General features: G+C 58.9%; 9 protein-coding genes. All 9 read left to right on the top strand.

The genetic code is table 11. From position 1 onward, the window contains the following. A partial coding sequence (locus AC07O1_RS19880) for a transketolase-like TK C-terminal-containing protein (protein WP_495089848.1) occupies nucleotides 1-274 on the top strand: 274 nt, incomplete at its 5' end. Nucleotides 275-276: 2 nt separating this feature from the next. Beyond that, a complete protein-coding gene (pgi, locus tag AC07O1_RS19875; RefSeq protein ID WP_495089847.1) occupies nucleotides 277-2,046 on the top strand; it encodes a glucose-6-phosphate isomerase in 1,770 nt (589 codons plus the stop codon). Nucleotides 2,047-2,313: 267 nt separating this feature from the next. Beyond that, the gene (locus tag AC07O1_RS19870; protein ID WP_495089846.1) at nucleotides 2,314-3,321 is read left to right on the top strand and encodes a 2-keto-3-deoxygluconate permease; all 1,008 of its coding nucleotides are present in this window, start codon (nucleotides 2,314-2,316) and stop codon (nucleotides 3,319-3,321) included. Next, nucleotides 3,318-4,589 carry a four-carbon acid sugar kinase family protein gene (locus AC07O1_RS19865; RefSeq protein ID WP_495089845.1) on the top strand — a complete coding sequence of 424 codons (1,272 nt, stop codon included), beginning with the start codon at nucleotides 3,318-3,320 and terminating at the stop codon, nucleotides 4,587-4,589. The genes AC07O1_RS19870 and AC07O1_RS19865 overlap by 4 nt, the downstream gene beginning before the upstream one ends. A gap of 5 nt (nucleotides 4,590-4,594) precedes the next feature. Further along, nucleotides 4,595-5,593, top strand: coding sequence for a 4-hydroxythreonine-4-phosphate dehydrogenase PdxA (pdxA, locus tag AC07O1_RS19860; RefSeq protein WP_495089844.1), 999 nt, complete (start codon nucleotides 4,595-4,597; stop codon nucleotides 5,591-5,593). Between the two features lie 231 nt (nucleotides 5,594-5,824). Continuing rightward, nucleotides 5,825-7,273 (top strand): pyruvate kinase, encoded by a 1,449-nt coding sequence (gene pyk / locus AC07O1_RS19855; protein ID WP_495089843.1) that lies wholly within the window; start codon nucleotides 5,825-5,827, stop codon nucleotides 7,271-7,273. Nucleotides 7,274-7,287: 14 nt separating this feature from the next. Beyond that, nucleotides 7,288-7,464 (top strand): hypothetical protein, encoded by a 177-nt coding sequence (locus AC07O1_RS19850; RefSeq protein ID WP_495089842.1) that lies wholly within the window; start codon nucleotides 7,288-7,290, stop codon nucleotides 7,462-7,464. After that, nucleotides 7,457-8,770 (top strand): phosphopyruvate hydratase, encoded by a 1,314-nt coding sequence (eno, locus tag AC07O1_RS19845; protein ID WP_495089841.1) that lies wholly within the window; start codon nucleotides 7,457-7,459, stop codon nucleotides 8,768-8,770. Before AC07O1_RS19850 ends, eno begins: the two co-directional genes overlap by 8 nt. After that, a complete protein-coding gene (gene tpiA / locus AC07O1_RS19840; RefSeq protein ID WP_495089840.1) occupies nucleotides 8,767-9,522 on the top strand; it encodes a triose-phosphate isomerase in 756 nt (251 codons plus the stop codon). Before eno ends, tpiA begins: the two co-directional genes overlap by 4 nt. Nucleotides 9,523-9,577 lie beyond the last annotated feature (55 nt).

The raw sequence follows: 9,577 nt of genomic DNA, 5'->3' as shown, positions 1-9,577 counted from the left end.
GGTTTCCATGCCATGCACCAGCGTCTTCGATGCTCAGGATGCCGGCTACAAGCAAGCGGTTCTGCCGTTGCAGGTCAACGCCCGGATCGCCATCGAAGCTGCTCACACGGATTACTGGTACAAGTACGTGGGCCTGGAAGGTCGCGTCATCGGCATGACCACCTACGGCGAGTCGGCGCCTGCTTCGGCGTTGTACGAGCACTTCGGTATTACCCTCGAAAGCGTGCTTGATGCGGCGCAGACCCTGCTGACTAAGTCGGCTGTGGAGGAATAGTCATGCAGGCAGATGTCGATAGTGAGGCGCTGCGTTCTAGGGTGACGCCACTCCTGCAGGAGTCGAAGTCGAAGGGGGGGGCACCTTCTGGCCGGAAGTCTCCCGCCAAGCATTATCTGCAACCGCTTGATGCCACCAGCCTGGCTTCCTGGCGAGCTCTGCAAAAGCACCGTGACGCTATGCAGCGCTTCAACATGCGCGAAGCATTCGAGTCTGACGCTGGACGTTTCAAGGAGTTTTCCGCTTCCAGTTGTGGTCTTTTTCTGGATTACTCGAAGAATCTGATCAGCCGAGAAACCCGCGATCTGTTGATCCGGCTGGCTCGGGAGTCGGGGCTCAACGAGGCGATCCAGGCGATGTTTGTCGGCGAACAGGTCAACGCCTCGGAGCGTCGTCCCGCCTTGCATACGGCCTTGCGCCGTCCGGTGGGTGATCGCTTGATCGTCGACGGACGTAACCTGATGCGCGACGTCCACGACGCCCTTGGGAAAATGACCGAAATCGTGGATCGCATCCATAACAAGTTATGGCGCGGCTATAGCGATAAAGCGATAACGGACGTGGTCAATATCGGTATTGGTGGGTCCTTCCTGGGGCCGGAACTGGTGTCCGAGGCGCTCTTACCCTACAGCCACCCCTCTGGGGTGCGCTGCCATTACCTGGCGAATATCGATGGTAGTGAATTCCATGAATTGACCGCTCGCCTGAACGCCGAAACTACGTTGTTTATCGTTTCCAGCAAGACTTTTGTAACCTTGGAAACGCTGAAAAACGCCCAAGCGGCCCGTGCTTGGTTTCTGAGCAGCGGCGGCAATGAGCAGCAACTACACCTACATTTTATTGCCGTAACCAGCAACAATCAGGCGGCAATCGATTTTGGCATTCGCGAGAAGAACATCCTCCCGATGTGGGACTGGGTCGGTGGCCGTTATTCGCTATGGTCGGCGATAGGTTTGCCAATTGCTCTGGCTATCGGCATGACCAACTTCAAGGAACTGCTCTCCGGTGCCTACGCCATGGACTGCCATTTCCTCAATGAGCCGTTCGAAAGCAACATGCCGGTGCTACTGGCGATGCTTGGCATTTGGTATCGCAACTTCTGGGATGCCCAGGCATACGCTTTTCTGCCCTACGATCATTATTTGCGAAACTTCGTAAAGCACTTGCAGCAGATGGATATGGAATCCAGCGGCAAGAGCATTCGCCAGGATGGCTCGGCGGTTTCCTGCGGTACCGGGCCGGTAATTTGGGGAGGGGTCGGCTGTAATGGCCAACACGCATATCACCAATTGCTGCACCAGGGGACCGCGTTGATACCTGCGGACTTTATCGTCCCAGTTGTCAGTCACAAGCCTGTGGCCGACCACCATCAATGGTTGTACGCCAACTGTTTGTCGCAAAGTCAGGCGCTGATGCGCGGTAAGAGTCTAAGAGAAGCCCAAGTCGAGTTGCGGGCCAAGGGATTGTCGAAAGCGAATGTACAGCGCTTGGCACCCCATAAGGTGATCCCCGGTAACCGACCCAGCAATACCCTTGTGATGGAAACCCTCGATCCGCGGCGTCTCGGCGCATTAATCGCGCTGTATGAGCACAAAGTATTTGTGCAGGGAGTGGTCTGGGGAATCAACTCCTTCGATCAGTGGGGAGTGGAGTTGGGCAAAGAGCTGGGGACTAGTGTCTACGGCAGCCTAACGGGATTCGATCCACCGCCCGCCGAAGACTGTTCGACTCAGGGCCTAATCGACTACTTCCGCAGGCGTCATCGCGGCTGAATCAGGCAGCGTTAAAAACAGGCGAACAACGTGTAAGTGTTGTTCGCCTGTCGGGGCTGGCGCTCGCGCCTCGTTCGGTCGGAGCCGGTACTGGTTGAGCAGGTTTTCGAATATAAAACCCAAAAAGTGATTGAAACGAGCATTAAAATGATTGCTTGTGCATTTTATCGCTTTGTCATACCGTGATTGTGACTATTTCAATCATTTTGGTGACTGATTCAGTCAGGTTCACTCAGCAGTGCCCACATAAAAATAAGGAGTACCCGCATGGCCCAGTTTCCCATCAAGCGGTCGATCGAACGCGTACCGGGCGGCATGATGATTGTCCCGTTGCTCATCGGTTCTCTCGTTGCCACCTTCCTGCCTGACATGCCGAAGTTCTTCGGTTCCTTTACTAATGCATTGTTTAGCGGCGCTCTACCGATTCTGGCGGTTTTCTATGTCTGCATGGGTGCGAGCATCGACGTCAAGGCAACGCCTTACCTGCTGAAGAAAGGCGGCACACTGTTCGCTACCAAAATCGGCACTGCCATGATCATCGGCATCGTGATGGGGCATTTTTTGGGTGAGCAGCCGATCTCGACCGGGCTCTTCGCAGGTCTGTCGACCCTGGCTGTTGTGGCGGCAATGAATGACACCAATGGCGGTTTGTACATGGCCCTGATGAGCCAATACGGTCGCTCTGAAGATGTGGGGGCGTACTCGGTCATGTCGCTGGAGTCCGGCCCGTTTCTGACCATGGTGACGCTCGGTGTCGCGGGTTTGTCGGCGTTCCCCTGGCCAACCCTGGCAGGCGCGATCCTGCCGCTGCTGCTCGGCATGCTGCTGGGCAATCTTGATCGTGAAATGCGTGCTTTTCTTTCAAAAGCGGTGCCCGTGATGATTCCCTTCTTTGCATTGGCATTGGGCGCAACCCTGGACCTGCATAAAGTCTGGCAAGCCGGGCTGCTTGGCATCGGTTTGGGCGCTGCGGTTGTCGTGGTGACAGGCATTCCCCTGTACTTCGCCGATCGTTTGTCGGGTGGTACCGGCGTAGCGGGCGCTGCGGCGGCCAACACTGCCGGCAATGCCGCTGCGGTACCTGCATTGGTTGCAGCGGCGAACCCGGTTTATGAACAGGCGGCCGCCAGCGCAACGCTGTTGGTCGCCTCTTGTGTCGTCGTGACGGCTATCGTGTCGCCGGTGCTGGTTTCCGCAATCGCCAAGCGAATAAAGTCGCGAGAAACCAACGACACTCAGGAGCAGGCACCGCGCGAGCAGGGAGCCTCACGATGAGCATGTTAATCATCGCCGACGACCTGTCGGGCGCAGCGGACTGTGCTATCGGCTTCGTCGACGCCGGGCTGCGCACGGTGGTGGCGTTGAGTTCGTCGCAAGTCACGGGTGATGCTCAAGTCATCGCCGTGGATACCGACTCCCGTCGCCTGCCGCCCAAAGAGGCTGCCGACTGTGTCATCGCCGCGTTCCAGGCGCTGATCAAACCGGGACAGCGACTGTACAAGAAAATCGATTCGACGTTGCGCGGCAACTGGGCCGCAGAGGTTGCGGCGCTGCAACGCCTGGCCGGCCTGGCCATCGTCGCCCCGGCATTTCCCTCGACCGGTCGCACGCTGCGCGGTGGCCACGTTCTGGTCAACGGTGCGCCTCTGGAAAGCACTGATACCTGGCAACTGGAAAATGCCAGCCGTCCCGCCGACGTCGACGGGATGCTCATCGCTGCCGGGCTGACAACCGCACAAGTGGGGATCGACATCCTGCGAGGCGACCGGACGGTGCTGATCCGGCGCATCCTGGAAATCCGCAAGGGTGGCATTCAAGCGCTGATTGTCGATGCCGAAACCACCGACGATCTGCGAATTCTCGCGGATGTCACCGCGCGTCTGGAACAGCCGTTTTTCTGGGTCGGCTCCGGTGGCCTGGCCCGTGAGATCACCAAGGTGTCCGAATTGTTCGAGGGCTCGGCGCCGAGCAGTGCCGCATTTCAAAAAGGACCGGGGTCGATTCTGATCATGGTCGGTAGCCTGTCCAGCGTTTCCGAGCGCCAATGTGCGGTTCTCAAGGAGCGCAGCGGGGTTGCCGAGCTGATTGTTCCGTCTGCCGTTTTGCGCTGTGGCATGGGGCACGATGATTGGGCCGTGTGGGCTGAACGTATCGGTCAACACCTGGGCAGCGGCGAAGATCTATTAGTGCGCATCGGACGCGATGAAGCGTTCGACCCGGCCGAAGGCGCGCACTTGTCGACCATGCTGGCAGCAATGGTCAAACCTGGTTTCGCACACGTCAGCGGTCTCATTGCGACGGGAGGCGAAACCGCACGAGCAATGCTCATGGCCGTCGGCATCGAGAGTCTGGAACTGATCACGGAAATCGAAGCCGGCGTCGCGGTGGGCCGACCTCTTGCCATCAAGCACGGCCATCGTCCGGGCATCGTCACCAAGGCTGGAGCGTTCGGCAGCGAACAGGCGCTTTACAGCGCTTGGCTCCATTTGAGTGCGGACGCCGAGTCCAGCGCTCCACTACATGCAATGAAAGGATCAAGGTAAGTCTTATGAGTAACTATCTTCCCGTTATCGGTCTCACCATGGGCGACGCAGCAGGCGTCGGGCCGGAAATTATCGTCAAGAGTCTGACCCACGACATCGTTTATCAGCAATGCCGGCCGTTGGTGATTGGTGATGCCCGTCGCCTCGAACAGGCCAACAAGATCGTCAACGGCAGCGCCAAAGTTCGTCGCATCAAAGACGCCTCCGAAGCGCTCTATCAGCCTGGCACCATCGACTGCATCGACCTGGATCTGATCCCCGATGACCTGCCGTTCGGACAGCTGTCAGCTGTCGCCGGTGATGCGGCCTATCAATACATTGCCCGCGCCGTCGAGCTCGCGCAGGCCAAGCAAATCGATGCAATTTGCACCGCTCCGCTCAACAAGGAAGCGCTGCACGCCGGCGGTCACAAGTATCCCGGCCATACCGAACTGCTCGCACACCTGACGCATGTCGACGAAGTGTCGATGATGCTGGTCGCGCCGCAACTGCGCGTGATCCACGTTACCACTCACATCGGCATCATCGACGCGATCCGCAAGATCGAGCCGGGCCTGGTGCTGCGCACCATCGAGCGCGGTAACGCAACGCTTATCAAGGCTGGCATCGCCAGGCCTCGTATCGGTGTATGCGGCATCAACCCGCATGCGGGCGAGAACGGTCTGTTCGGCTATGGCGAAGAGGAAGAGAAAATCATCCCGGCTGTCAAGGAACTGCAAGAGCGCGGCCTCGACGTGACAGGCCCTCTGCCTGCCGACACGCTGTTCTTCCGCGCGGGGCGTGGCGACTTCGATCTGGTGGTCGCGATGTATCACGACCAGGGGCACGGCCCGGTCAAGGTGTTGGGTCTGGAGGCCGGCGTGAACGTGACCGTCGGGCTGGACGTGGTGCGTACGTCTGTCGATCACGGAACAGCGTTCGACATTGCCGGCAAGGGTATCGCCGACGAGCGCAGCTTGCTCGAAGCCTTGCGTCAGGGCGCCGAACTGGCTACCCGGCGATAAGCCTGAAGGCAATATCGATAAGGTGCCGGCGTACTGCCCCACAGTATTGCCACCCTTTATAACAGCGAAACCTCGGATAAAGCCGACCGCCCTCCACCAGGGCGGAGGGTTTTGCTCGGGTCGGATAAACCAAAGTTCCGTCGGACGCACCTGAAACACCCGGACCTCGCGGTGCTTGTACCGTGAGATCCGTACTGAGTCGGCACGTCCGGCATGAGGATGCAAACCATCATGATGCGTAGAACAAAAATTATAGCAACGCTAGGTCCGGCCACAGAAAGCCCTGAAGCTATTGAAGGGTTGATCTGTGCCGGGGTGGATGTTGTACGACTGAATTTCTCCCATGGCTGTGCGCAAGAACACATCGCCCGAGCCAGACTGGTACGTGAACTGGCCGCCAGGCATGGCCGTTTCGTTGCGGTACTGGCGGATCTGCAAGGGCCGAAAATTCGCATCGCGCGCTTCGCCCAGGGCAAGGTGCTGTTGCACAAGGGGCAGGTGTTCATCCTGGATGCCACCCTCGATAAAAACGCCGGCGACGAACAGCGCGTCGGCATTGATTACGAAGCACTGATCAGCGACAGCCGCCCCGGCGATATCCTGTTGCTGGACGACGGGCGTATCGAACTCAAGGTGCTGGACGTCGAGGCCAGCCAGTTGTTCTGCGAAGTGCTGATCGGCGGGCCGCTATCGAACAACAAAGGCATCAATCGCAAGGGCGGCGGCCTTTCGGCTGCTGCGTTGACCGAGAAGGACTGCATCGACATCAAGACGGCCGCGCAGATGGAGGTCGACTACCTGGCCGTGTCCTTTCCCCGGGATGCCGCCGATATGCATCTGGCGCGTCAATTGATGCGCGAGGCGGGTGGCGAGGCGGGGCTGATTGCCAAAATCGAGCGGGCAGAGACTGTCAATGACCTGAATGTTCTGGATGCCATTATCGAAGCCTCTGATGGGGTGATGGTGGCACGTGGCGATTTGGGGGTAGAGATTGGCGATGCCGAACTGGTTGCCGTGCAGAAGTTGATCATCGAGCGGGCGCGTACCTTGAATCGGGTGGTGATTACGGCGACGCAGATGATGGAGTCCATGATCAGCCAATCGATGCCAACCCGCGCTGAAGTGTTCGACGTGGCCAACGCGGTACTCGATGGTACTGATGCGGTCATGCTCTCGGCCGAGACCGCCACCGGTGCTTATCCGGTCGAAACCGTGGAGGCCATGTGCAGGGTGATCGTCGGCGCAGAGAAACACCCGCTGGCGCATCGCTCCAGGCACCGTATGGATGAGGTGTTTCACAACATCGATGAGTCGATTGCCATGGCTGCGATGTATACAGCCAATCACCTGCACGGGGTGAAGGCCATTATCTGTATGACCGAGAGCGGCGACACGCCACGGTTGATGTCCCGGATTCGCTCGCACTTGCCCATCTATGCATTTTCCCGGAACGGGCGGACGCAACATCGCGTCGCGCTTTTTCGGGGTGTTCAAACCATTCCGTTCGATAGCGATGCCTTCGCGGTTGCCGAGATCAATAGCCACGCCGTGGACGAGTTGGTGCGCCGTGGTGTGGTGGTGCAGGGCGATCACGTACTGATATCGCGAGGCGATCACGCCGGTGCTCAAGGTGGGACTAATTGTCTGCGCGTGATTCGCGTAGGTGACCGGGTTTGCTGAGTGAGGTGATGGCTGTGATTGACTCAATTATTCAACAAACCACGTTCGATCCGACGGCGGAGGAAGAACAGTCTTGGCCGCGTGATTTCGATTTCTCCCAGGCTCGCGCCGAACAGCAAGAACTGCTCGATATGGATGATCGTCAGATTGTCGTCTCAACCCCTTTTAGTGGTGCTGACACACATGAATAACAAAACCCTGATCCAACATATTTACGCTCGGGAAATCCTCGACTCGCGCGGTAACCCGACTGTTGAAGCGGTGGTCACACTCGGTGGCGGTGCGGTGGGGATGGCCAGTGTGCCGTCCGGTGCCTCCACCGGTAGCCGCGAAGCCCTGGAGTTGCGTGACGGCTCCAGTCGTTACCATGGCAAAGGCGTGATGCGCGCGGTGGCAATTGTCAATGGCGCGATACGCAAGCGTGTCGTGGGGCTGGATGCGCTGAATCAGCGTGAAGTCGACGATGCGATGATTGCCCTGGACGGTACCGAGAGCAAAAGCGTCTTGGGCGCCAACGCCATTCTTGCCGTGTCCCTGGCGACGGCCAAAGCGGCTGCGGCGGCCTTGAATGTTGCACTTTACGAGCATTTTTCTGCGTTGTACGGCGGTTCTGGCGCCTTCAGCATGCCGGTGCCGATGATGAACATCCTCAACGGCGGCGAACACGCGGATAACAACGTCGACATTCAGGAATTCATGATCCAGCCGGTCAGTGCCGGTTCGTTCAAGGAAGCCTTGCGCATCGGCTCAGAGGTGTTTCACACCCTCAAACAGGTGCTAGCCGAACGCGGTCTGAGTACCGCCGTCGGTGACGAAGGCGGCTTCGCCCCTTCGCTGGCGTCCAATGAACAAGCGCTGGTGGTCATCGAGGAGGCAGTGACGCGCAGCGGTTATGTCTTGGGACGGGACATAACCCTGGCCTTGGACTGTGCGGCCTCCGAGTTCTATCGCGATGGGCGTTACGTGCTGGCAGGCGAGGGCAAGGACTTCGACTCCAAGGGGTTTGCCGACTACCTGGCCGGGCTGTGCCAGCGCTATCCGATCGTATCGATCGAGGATGGTATGGACGAGAGCGATTGGGATGGCTGGGCGTATCTCACCGAAAAGCTGGGCAAGCGGGTGCAGCTGGTTGGCGACGACTTGTTCGTCACCAACACGCGCATTCTTAAGGAAGGTATCGAGCGTGGCATCGGCAACTCGATTTTGATCAAGTACAACCAGATCGGCAGCCTCAGCGAAACCTTCGACGCCATTCGCATGGCCCAGGACGCGGGATACACCGCGGTGATTTCCCATCGTTCGGGTGAGACCGAGGACACCAGCATTGCCGATCTGGCGGTCGCTACCTGTGCCGGTCAGATCAAGACCGGTTCGCTCTGTCGTTCTGACCGGGTGGGCAAGTACAACCAGCTGCTGCGTATCGAAGACGCGCTGCAGGACCGTGCGCCTTACAGCACTGTCGCGTTGCTTGAAGGGCGACTGGGGGCACGTCAATGAAACGCAAGCGGGTCATCGGCAACTGGAAAATGAATGGCGATCGGCAAGCCAACGCGCAATTGCTGTATGCCTTGCAGAGTGTGTGGGGGACTTTGCGTGAGGTCGATATTGCGATTTGTCCGCCGCATCCCTATCTCGCGCAGGTCGCCGAGTTGTTGGCGGGCACCCATGTGCGCCTGGGTGCGCAAAATCTCTATGCCCATGGTGACGGGGCCTTTACCGGGGAAGTGAGCAGCTCGATGCTCCTGGATCTGGGCTGTCGCTTTGTATTGGTTGGCCATTCCGAGCGGCGAGCATTGTTCGCCGAAAGTGATGTCGAGGTTGCCCGCAAGTATGCCGCCGCCTTGCACGCGGGGTTGGTTCCGGTGCTTTGCGTGGGCGAAACCCTGGAGCAGCGGCGCGCAGAAAGCACCGAGCAAGTGGTCGCCGGGCAGATCCTGGCGGTACTGCAGCAGGTCGGTATCGAAGGCTTGGCCGCCGGGGTCATTGCCTACGAGCCGGTATGGGCAATCGGTACGGGCGAGACCGCCACACCGGCGCAGGCTCAAGCGGTACACCGCCATATTCGTGCGCTGCTGACCGAACAGGATTCGACCTTGGCGGCAACCACATCGATTCTCTATGGCGGCAGCGTCAAGGCGGACAACGCCAGCGAACTGTTTGCCCAACCGGATATTGATGGGGGGTTGATTGGCGGTGCCTCGCTGAATGCCGCCTCGTTCGCGGCGATCTGTCGGGCTGCTCGGCCTTGAACCCCACCCGGAGCGGCGGGCAATCCAGATCCGTCGCCCAGCCATTTTTCTACTG

The organism is Pseudomonas sp. GW821-FHT07G10, assembly GCF_059418545.1.
The sequence above is the reverse complement of the archived record's forward strand: the minus strand, read 5'-3'. Positions and strand labels throughout refer to the sequence as shown.